Raw genomic sequence first — 22,639 nt, forward strand, 5'->3', positions numbered from 1 at the left:
TTCGGTCAAGATGGCTGGAGTCAGACCCTTACCGTGGCTAACGGCACCGTGCGCATCAAAGCCGACGGCACCTTTGAGTACACCCACGATGGCAGCGATCCTACGCAGACAGATCCAAGCTTCACTTACACCTTAAGTGATGGCACCGACAGCGATGATGCAACCGTGACCTTTAGTGTTAATCCAGTTAATGATGATCCTAGTATTGTTGAATCTGACAACGTACGAGTATCGGAAGAAGGCTTGGTTAGCGGATTAGTTGATACAACAGGAGATATTGACACAACTGATAGTGTTCAAGCATCGGGGTCAATCACCATTACAGACTCAGATAGTAACCCGCTAACAGTTGAACTAACAGGAACTGCCGGCATTTACTCGGGAGGAACTGAGCTCCAATGGAGTTGGGATGCCAACACCCAAACACTCACTGGTTACATCGGCACACCAGGTGAAAGCGATTATGTCGCTGTTATGACCGTATTGCTTAGTGCACCAACCAATGCAAATCCTGATGTATGGACTTACACTGTCGATTTACTCGCGCCAATTGATCATCCTGATGGAACTGAAGAAGACGACTTACCAATCACCATAGGCGTCAATGTCGACGATGGTAATGGTGGTACCACTTCAAGTAGCTTTACAGTAACTGTAGAAGATGATGGTGTCGCCTTTACTGCTAGTCAGATGAGCGAATTAAACGAAATAGGAAGCTATACTGGTTCGCTAGTCACTGACGGTGCAGACCAAAATTACTCTGCTGATTTGACTGCTAATGTCTCTGGTTGGAACGATCCGAATAACCCGAATGACCCCAATGATCCAAATTCACCTCTGGTCACCTTTGCTAATTCAGGTATCACAGCAAATGGCCTCACCGTATTCTACTTTGTCGATCCAGCAAACCCTGGCGTGCTAATCGCTTATTCAGATACGAGTGCAACACCAAGTGCCTATGATGCTAGCAACCCGAACCAAAGTTTGATTTTCACTCTCACAGCGGATCCGGAGAATGATAGCTATCAATTGGATCTAGCTCAGTCAATAGATAAACTTGAAACCATCACTGTAGCTGATTTAAGTGGTGGTCAAGGCGGTAACTCTGCTGCTGTGTATGTGTCAGATAATGGCACAGGTTATGACATTGATACCGATATTAACGATGTTGATCCAAGCAATGATATGGTGTTCACACTGACATCTAGCGTTGGCAACGTTGCATCGACCGTCAATGGTAACACAGGCGGCTTCGGTGTCGGCAATGCGTGGGTGGATCAAGGTGAAACACTCGTCATTGATTACACAAATGATGTCGCAACAGCCGCTATCAATTTTGATGGAGCCAATTACGTTCACTTTAAAGCCTATGATGCAAACGGTAATTTACTCGGAGAAGGTGACGTCTTAAGCGGTGAAGTTATCAGTAACCTTGGCGCAATCAGCTATATTGAAATTTCAACCAGTAGCTTGTCGACACCTGCTGATGATCGCTTCCAATTTAGTGGCACCACTGCTGAAAATATCATTAGTGAAACAACTGATGTATCACTAGATTTTGCGATTACAATTACCGATGGTGATGGCGATAGCAGCACAGGGCAAATAGACATTGACCTCAATGCACCAGGTACAACACCTAACGGCCCAACTGCATTGCAAGCTAATGTAACCTCAACAGTTAGCGAATCAGACCTGCTTAACAATGGTACTGAAGATGACTTGCAGGTTATGGGCTTTAGGGCTGGCAGCGAGTCATTAACCGCATTCCAATTTGGCGATACCAGCAATATTGAAGTTGAAGGTATTAACGCTAATATCTTCTGGAATCTCAATGACCAAGGTCAATTGATCGGTACAGTTCAAGGTCGTGAAGCAATCAGCATAACCTTAGATTGGAGTCGTATCGAAAGTGGAGAAGCTGGCAGTATCAATGTCATTGTCGAATTGCTAGAAGACTTCCCACACAATATTAATACCGATAACTTAGTTATTACAGGCTTAGAGGTTATCGCGGTTGATTCTGCAGGCTCAACAGCAAGCTCAAGTATCACTGTTAATGTCGAAGATCATAATTATGCACCTGAATTTATTTCAGATGTCGACACCACCTCCGACGGCAGTGTCATAAATGATGATGTTTATGATTTCGGTAGCATTGATGAAGGAGCGCTAGCAGGTACTATTGTCGGCACCATCTCTGCCGTTGACCTAAATGATACCGACACCTTAAGTTATAGCTTTGCTGATGGTTCACTGACTTGGGGAGTGTTCACCATCGACCCAGATTCTGGGGTCATTACACTCAACAAAGATATCGATGATGCTGATTTAGGTTCATTTACCTTTAATGTCTTAGTAACCGACAGCGACAACTTAACCGATACCGCAACGGTAAGCGTTGTACTTAACAACATTAATGAAAATCCCGAAGCGAACAATGCGACTAATCTAACGTTGTCAGAAGAAGGGCTTACCGATGGCCTTATTGATAATGTTGGAGACAGTGACACCACTGATGATGTTCAGGCAACCGGGTCTATCACTATTACCGACGTTGATGGCGATGCATTAAGCGTTGCTTTATCAGGCCCAAGTGGCGTGTACTCGGGTGGCGTTGAGCTTCAGTGGAGTTGGGATGCCAACACCCAAACGCTCACAGGTTATATTGGTACACTAGGTGAAAGCGATTATGTCGCTATCATGACGGTATTGCTCAATGCACCAACCAATGCGAATCCTGATGTATGGACTTACACCGTCGATTTACTCGCGCCAATTGATCACTCTGACACAACACAAGAGGATGATTTACCAATCACTATTGGCGTAGATGTCAGCGATGGCAATGGTGGTACCACATCGAGCAGCTTCACAGTCACGGTTGAAGATGACGCGCCAGAAGTTACCAACGCGGCACCTGTTGAAGTAAGCGCCGATGACATCCCTGATACGCTTATCGGTGAATTCTCCTTTACTGGCTCGAGCAGTAACCATAACTCGCTTGATTTTGATGGCTTTACCGTAACCGCTAGAGGCTTTACTTCTGCCACTGATTCAACCTTAGTTGATGCAGAGGTCAATAGAAGTAGCAGTGGTATTGGGGTGAAAAGTGTCGCATCACCCTATCACAAACTCTCTAATGAAGTTGATTATAGAGAGTTTGCCGACGGCACCTCAGCCTCAGAAGAAATTATTATCACGTTAGATCCAGGTACCGTGGCCTATGGTATCAAGATGGAATTTGCCGCCATGTTTGGCGGTGAGTTAGAAGTCGGTGTGGTTGATTTCTATCGTGATGGTCAACTAATCGCCAGCCAAACATTTAGCTCTGATGCTGCAGACGGCGACTATGCAGCCTTATTTGAAGTATTAGAAGGCGGCTTTGATCAACTCGTTATTCGTGCCACTGATAATGGCGTCAATAATGACTCTGATAATAGTGATTTCACCATCACTTCTATTGAGTTCTTGGGTATTACCGATCAAGCAATCGGTTACGCATCAGGTTCTGTCGATGTTGAGTGGGGGGCTGATGGCTTTGGCTCGTTAGCCTTTACCGGTAGTGATGAGGATGCATTGACCACGGCAAGTGGCGAAGCAATTATTATCACCCAATCAGACAATACGCTGCTAGGTGAAACCGCTGCGGGTGATTTGATCTTCAAAGTCGAATTTACCCCAGCAACGGGTCAATGGGAGTTCTTCCAATATCAAGCCATGTCAGCGCCATCTGATGGTCAAATTGACTTTAATGTTGTCGCAACCGATGGCGATGGTGATAACAGCCTTGGTCACTTCTCAGTGACACCAAAAGTCGATGTGGCACCCGTTACCACTAACGCAACAACAGATGGTATTGAGGATACTGCACTGATATTGCAATGGAGTGACTTTAATGTCACCGATAGCGATACCGCTAAAGCAAACCTATCCATTAAAGCGGTTAATCTACCTAATGCCCAAAATGGTACTTTACAGTATTACAACGGCTCTACTTGGGAAGCAGTAACCGTAGGCATGCTGTTAACCTCAGCGATGTTTGATGATGGGCATGTACGCTTTATGCCAATGGAAGATCAAGCTGACGGTACCCAAGGTGGCCTTGGTAATCGTGGCGATGCGTTAGCAAGCTTCGATTATGTGGCAACGGATGGCAGTACTGACAGTAATCAATCTTCAATGACAATTAATGTCGACGCTAGAGCTGATAGCCCAATTCTAAACGCATCTGCTGGTGATTTAGTTTGGATAGACAAGGCACCAATTGACACTACTGTTCCTGGTAATGTACAAGCTGGTGACAATGTCTTTGGCATCGATGTCGATAACGTGATATCTGGACAAGTTGTCTCAGAAAGTGGCTCTAGCGATAACAACTTTATTGAAATTGCTGATGCAAACCAAGCCTCTATGCTTCAAGGTGGTAGCGGCAACGATATTCTTATCGGTGGTAATCTTGCAGATAACCTAATTGGCGGCGCGGGCAACGATATCTTTATTGGTGGCGGCCAAAACGATTCAATGTTTGGCGGCTCTGGTATCGATACAGCATTTTATTCCGGTAACTTTGCAGACTACACCATCACCAATCATTATGATCATGCAGTGACACCGTACCTGTTAATTAATGATAGTCGTAACATAGATGCAAGCTCGGTCAATACCAATGATTTAGATGCTGGCGACCACTTGTATGAAATAGAACGTCTGGTATTTGCAGATGGTGTTTATCAAGTCAATCCTGATGGCACGATTACTCAAGTGCAGATCAAAGAGATTCAGTTGGATATTTCTGTGGGATTAAACGATATCGACGGTAGTGAGTCGCTGTCGGTTATCACCATCACCGACATCCCAGCAGGGCTCTATCTCACGGCTGGCAGTTATGATGTTGCAAGCAACACTTGGACATTAACCCAAGCAGAACTCGTCGGGCTTAAGCTACAAGTACCTGATGATTATACAGGTACCCAAGAGTTTACTATGAATGTCAGTGTCACCAGCACTGAAGATAGCAACGGTCATTCAGCCACAACTACGACAGGGGTTGAAGTCTCCACTCGTGCCTATCAATACGAAGATGGCACAGATGGTGACAACATTATCAACGGTAGCGACGAGAACGACCTCATCGTGGGTGACACAACGGGTATTCAAATTGTCCAAGGTGAGAACTACAACATCGCCTTTATCGTCGATACCTCAGGCAGTATGGGTAGTAGCCGAGTTAACGCAGCCAAAGAACAGTTAGAAGACGTATTTACTGCGTTAAAAGCCAGTGTGGGTCAAAATGCATCTGGCGTGGTGAATATTCTGCTTATCGACTTTGATAGCGGTACCAAAGCCAATGTTGCGGTGAACCTTGCAGACAGTAATGCACTAACGCTGCTGGGCGATATCCTCGACACCATGAGCAGCGGTGGTCGAACTAACTATGAGTCAGCCTTTGAAACGGCCATCGATTGGTTTAACAATGGTTCTGCATCAACCAATGATGGAACTAACCTGACTTACTTTATTACAGATGGTAAGCCAAATAACCACACTGTTGACAAAGAGCTTGATGAAGTCATGGTTTATAACGGACCAGGTCAAGGTAATAACGTCTATTTGGATGAGCTAATAGCAGGCTACCAACCGGGTCAAAAGTTAACGTACGACAACCACACTATCATTGATGAATATGGCAATATCAACTATTGGTATAAAGATGGCAACACATGGGAAAGTTATCAAGTCGGCACGCTACGTACTGATGACAACGGCGATTACTTTGTATCCTACATTAGCAGTAACTCTGGTTCTACTGCTGAAGCGCTAGCGGCATTTGAGGTGCTCAGTCACCTGTCTGAAGTTGAAGCACTGGGGTTAAGCGGTATTGATCTTGATGATCTCAACCCCTATGACTCAGATGGTAATGCAATCGGCAATATCGACGCCTCTAATTTAGCAGCTATTATCCTTGGTTCGGAGCAATCATTGATTCAAGGTGATGACACTGTCGATGGCGGCGATGGCAACGACATCATCTTTGGCGATTTAGTCGAGTTCTCAGCTGATGGTATCGATGGTCAAGGCTACGCCGCGTTGCAAAAATATGTGGCACTGCAACTCAGTGTTGCTCCTGACTCACTATCAGTTAAAGAAGTCCACGACTTCGTGATTGCTAACCCAAGTATGTTTGATATTTCTCGCACAGATGACGGTGCAGATACGCTGTCGGGCGGCGACGGTAATGACATGCTATTTGGTCAAGGTGCCGGCGATACCCTCATCGGTGGTGATGGCGCTGATACTATTATTGGTGGTCTCGGTGATGACACCCTAACAGGTGGTAGTCTGAACGCTGCCGACACCGATAGCGATACCTTTGTATGGCATCAAGGCGATACCGGTGAAGACCATATTACCGACTTTGATTTAAGTCACGATAAGCTCGACTTAAGTGACCTACTCCAAGGTGAAAATGCGGGTAATCTTGCGGATTATCTGAGTTTTGAAACAATCGGTAATACCACCACAATCAAGATTGATGCTAACAACGATGGCAATATTGATCAGGAAATTGTGCTCGATGGTGTGAACTTGGAAACCGCTTACGGTAGCAGTGACGCCGCTATCATCAACGGCCTACTGGGCACTAATGGTGACGGGCCACTGATTGTCGATGGCATTGCAGCAAATAATGCCCAACAAGCGTTTTCTGCGACTGAAAATAACCCAAGTGGAACCAATAATGATGAAAACATTCAGCATATGATCCCGTAGAAAATATGCTATTGACCGATGGCCTGTATTACTACAGGCCATTATTAATCATTATAAACTGTAGCAATACAGGCCATTATGATTAATAATTTAGTTACAAATATACAATAAAATCTTAAGGATAAGTTTTTCAGATGACCGCGTCAGCGTCTCAAAAAACTGAACAATGGACCATTGCTGCATCACAACGTGTCACAGTTGATCCCTTGTTAGACAGTCTAGTACTTTTGACTGAATTTTTTGGAACCCCCTGTTCGAGTGAATCTCTTGCAGCAGGTTTACCATTGTCTGGAACCATACTTTCACCAGAACTTGTCCCCCAAGCCGCTGCGCGCGCGGGCTTAACTGCCAAATTAACCCGTAAAGGGCTTAACCAAATTTCGGGGATTTTCCTCCCCTGCATTTTGCTACTTAAAGACCAGAAAGCCTGTCTACTGCGGGAACTTGATGTTGATAACGATCGCGCCGTCATACAACTACCAGAAACCGGCGGAGAAGAGGTGCTATCGTTAGAGGAACTCGAAGCTTTGTATGTCGGCTACCTGTTTCTGGTCAAACAGCAATATCGCGGTGATATGGGTTTTGATGTTCACCAATATGACAACCAGAGCCATTGGTTATTACAAACCCTAAAGGATTCTGCTCCAATTTATCGTGATGCACTGATTGCATCAGTACTGGTTAATTTATTTGCACTTGTATCACCATTGTTCATCATGAATGTGTATGACAAAGTGGTGCCCAACTTAGCCTTCGATTCATTATGGGTATTAGCTATTGGCGCCGGTATTGCCTATATATTTGACCTTATCATGCGCCAGCTTCGCGCTTACCTTATTGATGTCGCAGGTAAAAAAGTCGACATCATTGTCTCATCGCGACTTTTTGCCAAAGCCATCGGTATTCCGCTAGCCAAACGCTCACCCAGTGTCGGAGGCATGGCCAGGCAATTGGGCGAGTTCGATAGCATTCGCGAAATCCTTACCTCAGCAACTATCACCACGTTAGTGGATTTACCTTTCGCCGCATTCTTCATGTTGGTGATCTACGTAGTTGCTGGCGATTTAGCTTTAATACCGTTAGTTGGCAGTATCATAATCATCGGCTATACGTTAGCTGTGCAGCCTCGCTTAAAGGCCGCCATTGAAGAGAGTAATAAATACGCCAGCTTAAAACATGGCCATCTGATTGAGTCCTTAGCATCACTTGAATCTATCAAATCCAGTGGCGCTGAAGGACTTGTACAAAAAAGCTGGCAACAGATGATAGGCCACACCGCAAATTGGCAATTAAAATCGAAAAAGCTGTCTACATCGGTCAATAACATCGCTAACTTTACCGTACAGCTCTCGGTTATTTTTGTGGTGATACTGGGCGTCTACCGTGTTGCCGACAATGAGATCTCCATGGGTGGCATTATCGCTGCGGTGATTTTATCTAGCCGCGCTATTTCACCTATGGCGCAGTTAGCAGGACTCATGACGCGAGGTAATCACACCGCAAGCGCCCTTAGACAACTCGATCAGATCATGACCGAAGAGGATGAGTTTGAAAATAAAGGCCACCTCGTCAGTAAACAGCGCTTGAAAGGTCAGATTAATGCTGACCACATCAGTTTTAATTACCCTGGCAGCGAAAAACCTGTACTGCATCCAATGAGTATAAAAATTGAGCCCGGTGAGCGCGTCGCAATTATTGGTCGCAACGGCTCAGGGAAGAGTACCCTGGCAAAATTACTAGTGGGATTATTCCAGCCAGCAAAAGGCAGCCTGCGTTACGACGGCTTAGACTCAGCGCAAATCCACCCCACAGATCTCAGACGTAACTTTGGTTACTTACCTCAAGACATCACCCTATTTCATGGCTCGATTAGAGACAACATTTTATTTGGCACACGCCAAGTTACTGAGCACCAACTTATACGTGCTGTACAGCTATCTGGCGTATATCAATTTACCGATATTGAAACTGAAGGGCTCGATACCCAAGTGGGTGAAGGCGGCCAGTCACTATCCCGTGGCCAAAGGCAAACAGTAGCCTTAGCACGGGCAACGTTAAATGATCCACCAGTATTATTGATGGATGAACCGACAGCCAGTTTAGATGCACGCGCTGAAAAACAATTTATCCATGCAATGAAGAATGTCAGCAAAGATCGTACTTTGCTGCTTATCACCCATAAGATGCATCTGTTAAATCTGGTTGACCGGATTATTGTGCTCGACCGAGGCCACCTGGTGGCTGATGGTCCCAAAGCCGAGGTATTAGATAAACTATCCAAAGGCCTTATCGCGGGAGGTAAGAGCCATGAGTAAGCATCTAACCACTAAAGATTTAGATATGGTTGATGATGTCTACGGCGCCATGATGACCGATGCACCTACCAGTCACCGACTTATTATTTGGGCGCTATTTGCCCTCGCCGTGTGTTTTACACTGTGGGCCTATTTTGCTGAGTTAGATCAAGTCACAACAGGCATGGGCAAAGTCATCCCCTCTTCTCAAGTACAAGTCATTCAAAGTTTGGATGGCGGTATTATGCAAGAGCTTTATGTGCAAGAAGGTATGGTTGTTACCAAAGGTCAGCCGCTAGTCAGGATTGATGATACTCGCTTCCGCTCAGACTTTGCGCAGCAAGAGCAAGAAGTCGACAGCCTACAAGCCAATGTTATTCGCCTAAGGGCTGAACTCAATAGCATTACCATTTCTGATATGGCTGCGGATTGGCGCCAGCAAGTCAAAATCGCCAAAATTCCTTTGCAATTTCCAAGCGCATTAATACAAGAACAACCGGACCTCACCCGTCGTCAGTCGGAAGAATATACAGGACGACTCGATAATCTCAGCAACCAACTTGAGATTTTGGCGAGGCAGATCCAACAACGTCAACAGGAAACCCAAGAATTAGCGTCTAAAATAAGTACGTTGACGACCAGTTTTCAACTTGTGTCACGAGAACTTGAATTGACCCGCCCATTGGCGGAGAAAGGAATCGTGCCGGAAGTTGAGTTACTCAAGCTAGAAAGAACCGTTAATGATATAAGAGGAGAACTTGCCACTTTGCGCCTACTTAGGCCGAAAGTTAAAGCATCTCAAGATGAAGCGATATTAAAGCGTCGTGAAGCAGTATTTGTATTTGCTGCCGATGCTCGTACGCAACTCAACGATATGCAAACTAGACTGTCTAGAATGAACGAAGCTCAAGTAGGAGCACAAGATAAGGTTAGCAAAGCTGAAATAGTGTCGCCTGTTAATGGCACAATTAAAACAGTTCATATCAATACACTTGGCGGCGTCGTGCAACCAGGTGTTGATATTATTGAAATTGTGCCTTCAGAAGACCAGCTGCTAATTGAAACTAAAATCATACCTAAAGATATTGCTTTTTTACATCCTGGCTTACCCGCCGTTGTCAAAGTTACGGCTTATGATTTCACCCGTTATGGGGGTTTAAACGGCGTTGTGGAGCACATTAGTGCCGATACAACACAGGACGAAGAGGGAAACAGTTTCTATCTTGTAAGGGTTAGAACTGAATTATCAAGTTTGACGAAAGACGATGGAACCCAGATGCCAATTATACCGGGGATGTTAACCTCGGTAGACGTGATCACTGGGCAGAGATCTGTTCTGGAGTACATACTTAATCCAATTTTAAGAGCCAAAGATACGGCTCTTCGTGAGCGCTAAACTCACGGATCTAACCAGGGGGGTTAACCATGAACATGAAAACTGTTCAACAACTAAAAGGAAGTGCCATTGCGCTGGCGATAAGTGCATTAATGATACCAACGACAGCCTCAAGCCAAACACTCGAGCAAGCCGTTGCCCATACACTGGATACAAACCCAGAAATTCGTATTGCGTTTAATCGCTTTAAAGCCCGTGAAGAGCAAGTCAATCAAGCCATTGCGGGTTATATGCCAACCGTAGATATTTCTGCGGGTTATGGCTGGGAGCAAACCAATAGCCCATCAACACGACGCAAAGCTGGCCAGGGCGATGTGGATGAAGATGGTGTCATTGAATTAGAGCGGGGCGAAGCGGGTTTTAGCATCAAACAGATGCTATTTGACGGCTTTTATACCTCCAGCGAAGTGGACCGCTATAGTTTTGAGGCCAGTGCTGAGCAATGGGCACTATTTGCCGCCGCTGAAGACATGGCGCTTGATGTAGCTAAAGTTTATGTAAATTACATTCGCACTGAACAAGTGTTAAAGCTGGCTGAGAAAAACCTCAATAGTCATAAAGAGATTTATGATCAAATTAAGCAACGCACCGATTCAGGATTAGGCTCTGTTGCAGATCTGTCGCAAATTACAGGTCGTTTAGCCCGTGCTAATGCCAACCTTATTTCAGCCAAAAACAATTTCTATGATGCTAAAGCCCAGTTTGTTCGTATCGTTGAGCAACAACCCGAAGATCTCATCGTGCCTGTGCCCGATGATGATATGTTACCCGCTGATTTAACCAGTAGTGTCAACCTAGCCCAAGACAATCACCCAATTTTAAAGTCGGCTTCTAGCGATATTATGGCAGCGGAAAACGAGCGTTCTTCGGCACAATCTAATTACTACCCAACGGTAACATTAGAGCTTGATGGCAACTGGAATAATAACCTTGATGGTGAAGATGGTTATTCGCAATTTGCCTCACAAAATGTTGGTGGCCACAGTAATGATCTTGTGGCAATGGTCAGGCTTAAATATAACTTATTTGCTGGCGGTAAAGATTTAGCCAGAGAGAAAGAAGCCGCTTATAAAGTGGGCGAAGCGAAAGAAATTCGTCAACGCGCTTATCGTCAAGTTGTTGAAGGCGTTAACCTTGCCTGGAATGCCTATGAGCTATTGTCTCCTCAAAAAGCCTATATCCGTGACCATGTTATAGCCGCTAAAGATACTCAAGTTGCCTATAGCCAGCAATTCAACCTAGGACAACGTACCTTGCTTGATTTGCTCGATACAGAAAATGAGTTATTTGAAGCGCGTAAAGATTATCTTGAAGCGGAATATGATGAAATAATCGCAGAATACAGAATCTTAAATGCCACTGGACGCCTACTTGAGTCTTTGCGTGTTACTGCTCCTGATGTATGGGCTGGCGAGCGTAATTATGAGGGAGGAGTTCCACAATGAAGACATTAATCACTTTATTCATTGGTATGACGATTATCGGTGGCTGTTCTATGCGTGACATTGTCACCATGGACCAATCGACAACTCAAGTTAACGACTTGAATGACAATGATCGCGATGGTGTGATTGTGGCACGTGAACGCTGTAATGATACGGTTTTAGGTGCGACCATTGATAATTACGGCTGCGGCAAAGTCGCGCCAATTAATGAACGTCATGAGCTGAAAATACTTTTCGCTAATGACTCTTATTTTATTGATGATCAATACTATGACCAAGTCGAGCAAATTGCAGTGTTTATGCGCCAGTACCCTAATACTAAGGTGACCATTGAAGGCCATTGTAGTAAAACGGGATCATACGAGCACAACTTAGCACTGTCTCAAAATAGGGCTAATGCTGTAATTGCAGCCTTATCAGAGCGATTTGATATCGCTTCAGATAGACTGACTGCAATCGGCTATAGCTACGATAGACCAGTTGATCCAACCCACACCCCAATGGCACATAAACGTAATCGTCGTGTTATTGCTGAGGTCACAGGTGAAGATACTTCAGCTGATATGAAGTGGCATATTTATACCGTGGATGAAGAAGTTAAATGATGAAAATAGTCGGAGAGCATGAAAACTAGACCTAGCTTCTATAGCCAGTCAAAAAAAGTTTGCCAACTTAGCATAGTGGCACTGACTTTGGGTATGTCATGCCTCTATGCCTCTCCGACACAAGATCTCGATGCCAGCCACATCACCGCGACATTAGAAGCACGTTACGGTGAACGTGCTGGCAAGCGAGTCAATGCCTGGTTCAATGTACTAGAAGAAGCACAACATCTTAGTGAATTGGACAAAGTCACTAAGGTAAATAATTTTTTTAACTTATTTCGTTTTGTCGATGACATAAAACTTTGGGGTGAAGCCAATTACTGGGCAACCCCCATGGAATTTATCGGCGTAAACGGTGGCGATTGCGAAGACTTTTCTATTGCTAAATATTTTACCTTGTTGCAGCTAGGTGTTCCTGAGGACAAATTGCGCATCACCATGGTAAAAGCCACCAGTGTCAATCAATACCATATGGTGCTGGCCTACTACGAGACGCCAGGCTCCATCCCATTGGTATTAGATAATTTAGATCGCAAAATTAAGCCGGCAACACAGCGCACTGACTTGATTCCAGTGTATAGCTTTAACGGTAGACAGTTATGGCTTAACAAAGAAAAAGGACGAGGGGTTCTAGCAGGTTCATCAACACGACTTGCCAAATGGAACGAACTCAAAGATAGGCTAGGTGTAGAGCGTTTACGCATGCCTAAATTAAGATTGGAGTAGTTAGGAAATGACCCTGTTTCGACAAATATACTCGCTGTTGTTTGGTTTGTTTTTGGTGGTAGTTGCCAGTCTAGGTTATGTGCAATTTACCGAAACCCAAAACTTTCTAACTAAACAGATGGAGTCTGACTTAAACAACACAAGCCACAGTCTCGGCATTATGCTGGTTCCAGACTTGGAGGCTGGCGATATTGTTGGAGCGGAAACATTAATCAATGTCATTTTTGAAGGGGGCTATTACCAACAAGTCAAACTGACTTGGTTAGTAGATGGTAAACAGCAGGTTTGGCAAAACCCAGTCGAAATTGAAGGCGTGCCTCAATGGTTTATCGACTTAGGCTTTTTTAAAACCATCAAAAAAGAAAGTGTTATCACGTCAGGCTGGATACAGCTCGCGCATTTAGAAATCACCGCCCACCCGGGCTTTGGCTATCATGAGTTATGGCGAACCATCAGTAACGCCATTATTGTGTTCTCAATCTTATTCCTATTAGCCATCATGCTTGCCCGCATCGGCCTATCATGGATACTCAAACCACTACATGATATCGCCGAACACGCTAAAGAGATCGCGCAGCGTAAATTTGGTCCAGAACTAGAGATACCAAAAACCTCCGAGCTCAAATCGGTTGTGACTGCCTTCAATAGCATGTCACAACAGCTTAAGCAGGTATTTAGCTCATTAGATGAGGAGGTTACTGAGTTACGTAAGAAGAACTTAGTCGACCAAGTCTCCGGGCTGCCAAATAGACAATATATGATGGGACAAATCAATAGCTGGCTAAGTGAACCCTCAAACGGTGCCTTGCTATTGGCCAAGTTTGATTGGCTTGAAGAGGTACACAGCAAATACGGTTACCAAGTCCGCGATGAAACAATCCGGCTATTATCAGAAAAGATGACGCAGCACTTAGAGAATGTCGCACCTTCGGTGATAGCTCGCATAGCCGCTTACGAATTTGCATTTCTATTACCCAGTGCAGAACATGAACAAACCAGTAAGTATTTGCAAAGCCTGATCCGCACCATCAACCAAGAGATGTCGAAAGCGGGCTGCAAACCCAATGAGAACTTTGCAATTGGTCTTGCAGAACGTCTTGGGCAGATGACAGTCTCAGATATTTTGGCACAAACCGATAACGCCCAGCAAAAAGCCATTCAGGAAAACAAAGTATTTCATTGGTTTGAAACCAATGAAAAACAGCTGTTTACCCGAGAGCAATGGCGCGAGCACCTCGGCAAAGCGATTTCTAGCAAACAGTTCCAATTTAAATCACAACCTGTACAGTTTAATGGCAATCGCGGCATCGTGCAGCGAGAACTGTATTGCCAAATCACCGTGGGCGATAAACTGATCCATGCGGGGCAATTTATGCCCTATGTCGAACTGCTATCACTTGGCTCTATGTTAGATAGAAGCCTGATTGAGACCGTCCATGAAAAACACCTACTTGATCGCAACTACGAGCCCATTGCGATTAATTTAACCTTCCAAAGCCTAAGCGATTTGAGTTTTCATGACTGGCTTAAGCAGTTTTTACGGACAACACCGCTGGCTGAGCGAATCTGTTTTGATATTCCTGAAGCAGGCATTTATAGCGACCCAGATGCATGTGAAGCCTTATGTGCAATTATCCGTGACAGCGGCGCCCATTTTGGTATTGACCACTTTGGCCGTCAGTTTGGCTCTATGGCCTACTTACAGTCACTTAGACCCACTTACGTTAAACTGGATCAATCTTTTGCTTACTACGATGAAAGCCAGCACAGCAGTGAACTATGTCGTGCATTGGTTAATGTCGCCAGGGGCTTAGATATTCAAATTATCGTCACTGGTATCCAAGAAGAGCAGCAGTTGCAGCGATTCGAGCCGCTGAAAACAGATGCCTATATGGGCTTTATTTCCCCACCAGAAAAAGTTGAGCTATAAAACATAGCTGGGCAGCTGAGCTTCTACTCATAACGGCGCCCAGCTTGCTTAGATGACCAAAGCGAGCTTCGAGCTAAATAATACCAATCGGCATAAAAGCCTTTTTAATAATGCTTAAGACACAAAAAAAGCCCTTCGATAACTCGAAGGGCTTTTTCATCACTATCTTTAAGAAGTGGTCGGTGATAGAGGATTCGAACCTCTGACCCTCTGGTCCCAAACCAGATGCGCTACCGGGCTGCGCTAATCACCGAAATTGGGATGATACCGACATCATTTATGTCACTATCATAAAATAAGTGGTCGGTGATAGAGGATTCGAACCTCTGACCCTCTGGTCCCAAACCAGATGCGCTACCGGGCTGCGCTAATCACCGAACGGGGAAAAGTGGGGTGACTGATGGGACTTGAACCCACGACAACCGGAATCACAATCCGGGGCTCTACCAACTGAGCTACAATCACCACTGATGACTTTTCTTGCTAACTTGCTTCTTTCCAATCTGGTGCACCCAGAAGGATTCGAACCCTCGGCCTCACCCTCCGGAGGGGTGCGCTCTATCCAGCTGAGCTATGGGTGCCTGCCTTGTTAGCGCCGCATATAGTAGGGATAAATTTGCGGCGCGTCTATAGCTAAGCTAACTTTTTTTGCTCATTTGCTCAAGTTTTAGCTAATTGTTCTAAATATAATCGTCAAACAGTCAAAATAATGACTTGGATCTGATTTTTTTTCATGCTATTTATACCTATTAACCCCAAATCCTAATCTAATAAATAATTATAGCGATTGGCGGAACCATGTTTAGGGATGACAAACACTCAATTTCCGTGGTCGAAGTTGAGCGATTACACAAAAGGATTGCACGTTTAAAAACACTTGCTCTTAAGTACAAGCGTGCAGAGATTACCCAGAATGCTCTATTAGAGATATCGAACCTAGCAGCTAAGGTCAATTCGACCGAGCAGTTCTACTCCGGTATCCATGATACATTGAGCAAGCTTCTGCCTGCCGATAACTTTTTTGTTGCGATAGTCAACCCGCAGACTCAGCGTATCGAACTACCTTTCTTTATCGACGAAAAAGACTCTCATCCCAGTCTTATCTACCCAGATGAAGATATGTCTCGCACACTCTATAGCGGACTGACCGGCTACGTCCTAAAAACTGGACAACCATTACTGTGTGATGAACGCAAATTTAACCAGCTGGTTATCGACCAACAGATTATGAGTCGCGGAACGGCATGTCACCAATGGTTAGGCGTCCCCATTTTTAATGGTCATGATACCGCTGGGGTATTAGTCGTACAAAGCTACCATGAAGACATTAGCTATGGCGAAATAGAAGTCGAGCTAATGATTTTTATTAGTCAGCACATTGCTGGCGTTTATGAGCGGATACAGCATCAACAGCAATTAGAGCAAGCCATTGAACACCGCACCAAAGAGCTGAGTGTCGCCTACGATAAATTAAAGCAAGAAGTCTTTGAAAGACGTCGAGCTGAGCGCTTGCAAAAATCTTTATTTGAAATTGCCAACCTGTCCAATACTCGGCTTAAGGTTGACGACTTTTATTCTGAGCTTCATCGAGTGATTAGCCATTTATTGCCCGCCAATAACTGTTATATCGCCTTAATCGATGATAGCGGACGCTATATCGACTTCCCGTTTTACGTCTCACAGCTCAGTGCAACGCCGCCGGATAAGCGGCCACTTTCTGACGGACTTACTGAATATATTCTCAAGAATAAGCGTCCTATGCTGTTAGACAGCAAAGACATAAAAGCACTGATTGAAGCCAATGAGCTTTATGCTGAAGCGCCATTCTTAAACAAAACCGAAACCATCCATCAATGGATAGGCGTACCACTGTTTATTCAAGGGGTTGTTCGGGGAGCGCTGACCATCTACAGCTTTAGCATGTCTCAAAACTATCAAGCTAAAGACGTAGAACTACTGACTTTTGTTTCTCAGCACATAGCTGCTGCCATTGAGCGTAAATTATCGGCAGAGTCCTTAAGACGCAGCTACGAAGAGTTAGAGGATAAAGTCACCCAACGCACGCAAGCGTTAGCAATGCTCAATCAAGATTTGGAGAAAGAGATAGCGCAACGTTGCAAGGTAGAGCAACAACTGGTGCATGATGCCAGTCACGACACCCTAACCGGGCTGCCTAACCGGGCCATGTTTATGGAACGCCTCAATCAGGCCATCAAACATGTGAGACGCCATGGGCTAGACCGATTTGCGCTGCTGTTTATCGATTTAGACCGCTTTAAACTGATTAACGATACCTTAGGCCACCTGCAAGGCGACCGCTTCTTAATTGAAACCGCCAAACGCTTGCAGTTGTGTATTCGAGATAACGACACTTTAGGTCGAATTGGTGGCGATGAATTTGTCATTTTGCTCGATAGCATTAACGAAATCGACGATGCTAAAGAGGTGGCAGAACGCGTATTAACTAATTTGTCGTCACCCTACGAAATAGGCGACCAAAGCTTCACCTCTGGCGCCAGTATTGGTATCGCCTTTAGCGGTAAGCAAAAAACCGATACCAGCGAGTCATTGCTGCGTGATGCTGATGCTGCCATGTATCAAGCTAAATCCAAAGGCAAAGGCTGTTATGTCATTTTTGATGAGCAGTCTCACACCCAGTTGATTAAAGATGTCGAATTAGAGATTGAATTACGCCAAGCGATAGCGGAGAACAAACTGGCGATTCAGTATTTTCCAGTGATGGATCTCGCTAGCGAAAATATCATTGCCATCGAACCGACGTTATACTGGCTACATCCACAACTTGGCAAAATTAAGCAAGCTCAACTCAACAATATTGCTGAACACTGTAACCTGACCAAAGAGCTTGATTTGTACCTGCTGGAACAGCTCAATAAAGAATATCCGCAACTACAAGACAGTCCACTTGCCAATACTGGCCTGCACTTAACCATTGCTAGCCAGCACCTCAAACACAAGCATGCTGTCAGAAAGCTCAAAAATCGCCTTAAGCAATGCTTGTTTAAGGCTGAAAATATCTGGTTATTTTTCGATGAAAAAGAGTTTGTGCTTGATACCGAAAACCATATCAATGCATTTGATCTGTTAAAGAAGCTGAATATGAATTTGGGCTTATGTGCCTATGGCACCGCCCATAGCGCATTAAGCAGCCTCACCTTCTTGCCGCTCAAAGGCCTCAAACTTGACTCCAGTTATATCTCTCACCTAGAGCATGAACAACATCAACGCCTGCTAAAAGCCCACAACCTCAGTGCTCAGGCCCTTGAGCTAACCTTGTTCGTTGAAGGTGTCGGTAATGAGTTACAAAAACAGCAGCTAATAAACTTAGGTGTTAAAGAAGGCCAAGGCCCAGCATTGGGACAAGCATTCAATATCAACACCTTAGATAAAAAAAAATTCTCACAAGTCATCTGCGCCTGACTCAAGAGCATTAACCAGCCTATCGCTTAAACAGCAATAGGCTGTATTAGGAGCTATTTTTTAAACATATCACGCAGGTTGGCAATATTGGCTTTACCTGATTGCACTCGCTGCGCCTCACTTTGCGGCGGTTTACGGTTTTCCCAAATCAAATCATCTTGGGGCAATTCCAGTAAGAATCGACTCGGTTCACAGCGCATCACTTCGCCAAATTGGCGCCGCTCGCGACACAAAATAAACCATAACTCTTTCTGCGCCCGAGTGATCCCCACATAAGCAAGTCGACGCTCTTCTTCGACATTGTCTTCATCAATACTGCTCTGATGAGGCAAAATCCGCTCTTCGGTACCCACCATGAAAACATAAGGAAACTCAAGACCTTTCGATGCATGCAAGGTCATCAATTGCACCTGATCGCCAGCCTCATCTTCGCTATTGCGCTCCATCATATCTCGAAGGGTTAAGCGAGTGACGACCTCTGGCAATGTCATTCCTTCATCTAGCTCATCACCCTCTAACATCTCAGTCACCCAGCGATAGAGCTCAGAAATATTTTTCATGCGCATTTCAGCAGCCTTGGCACTGGTACTTGTTTCATACAAGTAATCTTCGTAATTAATTTTACGAATCAGATGCTTCACAGCTTCAACAGGCTCGCCACGCTCAGCATGTTCCCCTGTATCGACAATGAACTTGCCAAATTGATATAGCGATGACATTGCTGCCGGAGGCAAATGATGATTCAACTCACTGTCAAAAATAGCTTCAAACAACGAGATCTGCTTTTGATTGGCAAAATTACCCACACGCTCTAATGTTGCTGGGCCAATGCCACGTTTTGGCAGATTAACTACCCGCAAAAAAGCATTGTCATCATCAGGGTTCACCACTAGGCGCAAATACGCCATGATGTCTTTGATTTCAGCGCGACCAAAAAACGAGGTGCCACCACTCAGCTTATAGGGAATGCGGTTCGTCATCAGCGCACGCTCTAACAGCCGCGATTGATGGTTGCCACGGTATAAGATGGCGTAGTCACCAAATGAAGTTTTGCCCACAAACTTATGGCGAATCATTTCAGCAATCACCCGCTCTGCTTCTTGCTCTTCATTGGCAGCAATTAGCACTCTCAGCGGTTCGCCATATGCAAGCTCACTAAACAGGGACTTATCATAAACGTGAGGATTATTAGCAATCAAAATGTTTGCCGCATGCAAAATCCGCTGACTTGAACGATAGTTTTGCTCAAGTTTAATCAAACGTAATTGGGGAAAATCTTTACCCAGCAACACCAAGTTTTGCGGCTTAGCACCACGCCAAGAGTAGATTGACTGATCATCGTCGCCAACCACAGTAAAACGTGCTCGCTCACCAACTAAGAGTTTAACCAACTCATATTGACTGGTATTGGTATCTTGGTACTCATCCACCAGCAAATACTGAATCCGAGTCTGCCAGCGCTCTCGCACCTCTTTATTATGACGTAGCAACAAAGTAGGCAGCAAAATGAGATCATCAAAGTCTAACGCATTGTAGGCTTTCATATGCTGAGCATAGCGTTGATACAACAAGGCAAATAGCTGAGAGCGCTCATCTTTCGCGGTTTTACGAGCCTGCTCAGGAATCATCAAATCGCCTTTCCAGTTAGAAATGGCGGTCATTAAGGCACTGAGCAGATCTTTATCACCATCAAGCTCATTTTCTGTCAGCTCTTTGAGTAGCGCCAAGGTATCCTGGTCATCAAATAATGAAAAACCCGGCTTTAACCCCACCACTTTGTACTCGCGCTTAATAATCTCTAACCCTAAGGTATGGAAGGTCGAGATCCACAAGCCTCGTGCTTCTTTACGCCCCATAGACTGTGCAACACGCTCTTTCATCTCGCGAGCAGCTTTGTTGGTAAATGTGACCGCAGCAATATTGCGCGGTTTATAACCACACTTTTGCACCAAATAGGCGATTTTATTAATAATGACACGAGTTTTACCACTACCTGCACCAGCAAGTACTAAACAGGGGCCACTCACATAATGCACGGCATCATTTTGTCCGGGGTTGAGCTTCATGGATACGTTCTAACCAAGATAATCAAGAAAGGCTATAAAGCAGCAATGATAGCAGAAAGCTGGACACAAACGGAAAGAGTGTCCACTAAATTCTGCAACTTGGAAAATTGTCACTATATTTATTAACAGTCTAGTCAATAAGATAGTCAACATTAGTACACAAGTGTGTAGTTTTAACTTGCTAATGGCTTAACTGAGGATTAAACTAAAATGAATGAACGTTCATTCATTTTTTGGTTCAACTATGCATGACAAACACGACCGCATCTTAAGGGCGGCTGAGAAAATTATTGCCTCAGGTGGGATTCAAGGCCTATCCATGCAGCAAGTCGCCGCTGAGGCTGGCGTGGCTGCGGGCACTATTTATCGCTACTTCAAGGACAAAAATGAGTTAATACTCGATCTACGTCGTGACGTACTGGCCCAAGTTGCCGCCGCGATATTGGAAGATCATGATGTGGGTACGCTCGAAGAACGCTTTAAGCGTATCTGGATGAAAATGTACCATTACGGTAAGCAACGTACGCCAGCAAACCTAAGCTATGAGCAGTATGCACACTTACCTGAAAGCAACACCGATGAAATTCGCCAAATAGAACTACAGCTGTTTGCACCATTACTGCATTTATTTGAAGAAGGCTTGCAACAAGGCAGCATTCAGCCATTGCACCCAAGAGCACTTTACGCCCTGTCAATGGAGCCTGCGATGACGCTTGCCCGCGCTATCAGGCGGGGGCTTATCGATTATCAAACCCACGAGATCACACTTGCTTGCGATCTCTGTTGGCAAAGTATTCAAGTTTCACCTAAACAAAACGCTAAAGGAGCGGTTAGGACATGAAAAAGTGGACATTGGTAATGCTCGTCATTGCCGTATTGGCCTTTGGCTCAGTCATCGGATTTAATCTATTCGTGAAAGGCAAAATTGCAGATGCCATTGCCAACATGCCTGAACCGGTCTCTCCCGTTACAGCTATTGATGTGACTGCGAGTCAATGGCAACCCACCATTAACGCAATTGGCTTCGTTGAACCTAATCAAGGGGTCACCATTGCCAACGAGTTGGCCGGTGTCGTATCAGCTATTCGCTTCGAGAATGGTAGCCAAGTCACTGCTGGACAAATGCTTATCGAATTGGACTCTCAAGTAGAGAAAGCCAACCTAAAAAGCAAACAAGTACAGCTACCAGCGGCAGAAGCTGACTTTAAGCGTTTAACTAAACTGTACAAACAAAATTCTGTCTCTAAGCAAGATTTAGATAATAGCGAGTCAAAATATTTGGCATTGATGGCTGACAGTGAAAGCTTAAGCGCCACCATTGGCCGTCGTGAAATCAAGGCACCGTTTTCTGGATTAGTGGGGATTCGAAACGTCAACCTAGGTGAATATCTGCAGACAGGCACTGAAATTGTGCGTTTAGAAGATATCAGCACCATGAAAATCCGCTTTACCATTCCACAAACTCAGCTACCAAGAATTGCCACAGGTCAGAAAGTACACGTTTACGTGGATGCGTATCCAACCGAACCCTTTGAAGGTGAAATCTCTGCGATTGAACCTGCGGTGTTCTACCAAAGTGGTTTAATACAGGTACAGGCTCAAATCCCCAATACTCACGGTAAGTTACGTAGCGGCATGTTTGCTAAAGTGGATATTCTGTTACCTGAGCTCACTGACCAGATTGTCATTCCTCAAACCGCAATTAGCTTTACTTTGTATGGCGATTCAGTGTTTGTCATCGAGCAAAGCCAAGAGAATGGCGAAACCGTAAAACGCGTCAAGCAGGTCAATGTCGACGTACTTGAACGTGACGAGATCAACGCTCTAGTTACTGGTGGTATTAAGCCCGGCGACGAGATTGTGACCTCGGGGCAAGTACGCCTGAGTAACAACAGTAAAGTCAATGTGACCGAAGATGATGCATTGACCCCTCCTGCCACATTGCCACAGTTATAATGGGAGCAA

General features: G+C 44.8%; 11 protein-coding genes and 4 tRNA genes. 10 read left to right on the forward strand and 5 right to left on the reverse strand.

Annotated features, from left to right (window positions below):
- The first annotated feature begins 33 nt into the window (after positions 1-33).
- The 7 genes from ACHUFW_RS20265 (at position 34) to ACHUFW_RS20295 (ending at position 15,167) form a co-directional block, all read left to right on the forward strand.
- The gene (locus tag ACHUFW_RS20265; RefSeq protein WP_394205705.1) at positions 34-6,771 is read left to right on the forward strand and encodes a type I secretion C-terminal target domain-containing protein; all 6,738 of its coding nucleotides are present in this window, start codon (positions 34-36) and stop codon (positions 6,769-6,771) included.
- 134 nt (positions 6,772-6,905) lie between these two features.
- Positions 6,906-9,086, forward strand: a complete 2,181-nt coding sequence (locus ACHUFW_RS20270) for a type I secretion system permease/ATPase (protein ID WP_394205706.1) — start codon at positions 6,906-6,908, stop codon at positions 9,084-9,086.
- Entirely contained in the window at positions 9,079-10,461 is a 1,383-nt protein-coding gene (locus tag ACHUFW_RS20275; protein ID WP_394205707.1) for an HlyD family type I secretion periplasmic adaptor subunit, read from the forward strand. Before ACHUFW_RS20270 ends, ACHUFW_RS20275 begins: the two co-directional genes overlap by 8 nt.
- Before the next feature lie 29 nt (positions 10,462-10,490).
- Positions 10,491-11,906 (forward strand): TolC family outer membrane protein, encoded by a 1,416-nt coding sequence (locus ACHUFW_RS20280; protein ID WP_394205708.1) that lies wholly within the window; start codon positions 10,491-10,493, stop codon positions 11,904-11,906.
- Positions 11,903-12,511: an OmpA family protein gene (locus ACHUFW_RS20285; protein ID WP_394205709.1), complete on the forward strand. Its 609-nt coding sequence runs from the start codon at positions 11,903-11,905 to the stop codon at positions 12,509-12,511. Before ACHUFW_RS20280 ends, ACHUFW_RS20285 begins: the two co-directional genes overlap by 4 nt.
- 18 nt (positions 12,512-12,529) lie before the next feature.
- Positions 12,530-13,237 carry a transglutaminase-like cysteine peptidase gene (locus ACHUFW_RS20290; protein ID WP_394205710.1) on the forward strand — a complete coding sequence of 236 codons (708 nt, stop codon included), beginning with the start codon at positions 12,530-12,532 and terminating at the stop codon, positions 13,235-13,237.
- A 7-nt stretch (positions 13,238-13,244) separates the two neighbouring features.
- On the forward strand, positions 13,245-15,167 hold the full coding sequence (locus ACHUFW_RS20295; protein WP_394205711.1) for a bifunctional diguanylate cyclase/phosphodiesterase: 1,923 nt from the start codon (positions 13,245-13,247) through the stop codon (positions 15,165-15,167).
- A 176-nt stretch (positions 15,168-15,343) separates the two neighbouring features.
- Here the strand turns inward: ACHUFW_RS20295 and ACHUFW_RS20300 are convergent.
- From ACHUFW_RS20300 to ACHUFW_RS20315, 4 genes are all read right to left on the reverse strand, one after another.
- Positions 15,344-15,420, reverse strand: a tRNA-Pro gene (locus tag ACHUFW_RS20300).
- 47 nt (positions 15,421-15,467) lie between these two features.
- Positions 15,468-15,544, reverse strand: a tRNA-Pro gene (locus ACHUFW_RS20305).
- Positions 15,545-15,556: 12 nt separating this feature from the next.
- Positions 15,557-15,632, reverse strand: a tRNA-His gene (locus tag ACHUFW_RS20310).
- 39 nt (positions 15,633-15,671) lie between these two features.
- A tRNA-Arg gene (locus tag ACHUFW_RS20315) sits at positions 15,672-15,748 on the reverse strand.
- A gap of 217 nt (positions 15,749-15,965) precedes the next feature.
- Here ACHUFW_RS20315 and ACHUFW_RS20320 point away from each other — a divergent pair.
- The gene (locus tag ACHUFW_RS20320; RefSeq protein ID WP_394205712.1) at positions 15,966-18,608 is read left to right on the forward strand and encodes a bifunctional diguanylate cyclase/phosphodiesterase; all 2,643 of its coding nucleotides are present in this window, start codon (positions 15,966-15,968) and stop codon (positions 18,606-18,608) included.
- A gap of 53 nt (positions 18,609-18,661) precedes the next feature.
- On the opposite strand, the gene rep is transcribed toward ACHUFW_RS20320, so the two are convergent.
- Positions 18,662-20,674: a DNA helicase Rep gene (rep, locus tag ACHUFW_RS20325; protein WP_394205713.1), complete on the reverse strand. Its 2,013-nt coding sequence runs from the start codon at positions 20,672-20,674 to the stop codon at positions 18,662-18,664.
- 244 nt (positions 20,675-20,918) lie between these two features.
- Here rep and ACHUFW_RS20330 point away from each other — a divergent pair, with 244 nt between their 5' ends.
- Both ACHUFW_RS20330 and ACHUFW_RS20335 read left to right on the forward strand, forming a co-directional pair.
- The gene (locus ACHUFW_RS20330; protein ID WP_394205714.1) at positions 20,919-21,515 is read left to right on the forward strand and encodes a TetR/AcrR family transcriptional regulator; all 597 of its coding nucleotides are present in this window, start codon (positions 20,919-20,921) and stop codon (positions 21,513-21,515) included.
- On the forward strand, positions 21,512-22,630 hold the full coding sequence (locus tag ACHUFW_RS20335) for an efflux RND transporter periplasmic adaptor subunit (RefSeq protein ID WP_394205715.1): 1,119 nt from the start codon (positions 21,512-21,514) through the stop codon (positions 22,628-22,630). The genes ACHUFW_RS20330 and ACHUFW_RS20335 overlap by 4 nt, the downstream gene beginning before the upstream one ends.
- The last annotated feature ends 9 nt before the right edge of the window (positions 22,631-22,639 follow it).

The organism is Shewanella waksmanii (assembly GCF_043643685.1).
In the GTDB taxonomy this organism is placed as follows: Bacteria; Pseudomonadota; Gammaproteobacteria; order Enterobacterales; family Shewanellaceae; genus Shewanella; species Shewanella waksmanii_A.

Bases quoted from the DNA above. Each gene is read 5' to 3' on its own strand.
- ACHUFW_RS20280 (WP_394205708.1), top strand. From the start codon at position 10,491: ATGAACATGAAAACTGTTCAACAACTAAAAGGAAGTGCCATTGCGCTG.
- ACHUFW_RS20320 (WP_394205712.1), top strand. From the start codon at position 15,966: ATGTTTAGGGATGACAAACACTCAATTTCCGTGGTCGAAGTTGAGCGA.
- rep (WP_394205713.1), bottom strand. From the start codon at position 20,674: ATGAAGCTCAACCCCGGACAAAATGATGCCGTGCATTATGTGAGTGGC.
- ACHUFW_RS20285 (WP_394205709.1), top strand. From the start codon at position 11,903: ATGAAGACATTAATCACTTTATTCATTGGTATGACGATTATCGGTGGC.
- ACHUFW_RS20290 (WP_394205710.1), top strand. From the start codon at position 12,530: ATGAAAACTAGACCTAGCTTCTATAGCCAGTCAAAAAAAGTTTGCCAA.
- ACHUFW_RS20330 (WP_394205714.1), top strand. From the start codon at position 20,919: ATGCATGACAAACACGACCGCATCTTAAGGGCGGCTGAGAAAATTATT.
- ACHUFW_RS20275 (WP_394205707.1), top strand. From the start codon at position 9,079: ATGAGTAAGCATCTAACCACTAAAGATTTAGATATGGTTGATGATGTC.
- ACHUFW_RS20295 (WP_394205711.1), top strand. From the start codon at position 13,245: ATGACCCTGTTTCGACAAATATACTCGCTGTTGTTTGGTTTGTTTTTG.
- ACHUFW_RS20270 (WP_394205706.1), top strand. From the start codon at position 6,906: ATGACCGCGTCAGCGTCTCAAAAAACTGAACAATGGACCATTGCTGCA.
- ACHUFW_RS20335 (WP_394205715.1), top strand. From the start codon at position 21,512: ATGAAAAAGTGGACATTGGTAATGCTCGTCATTGCCGTATTGGCCTTT.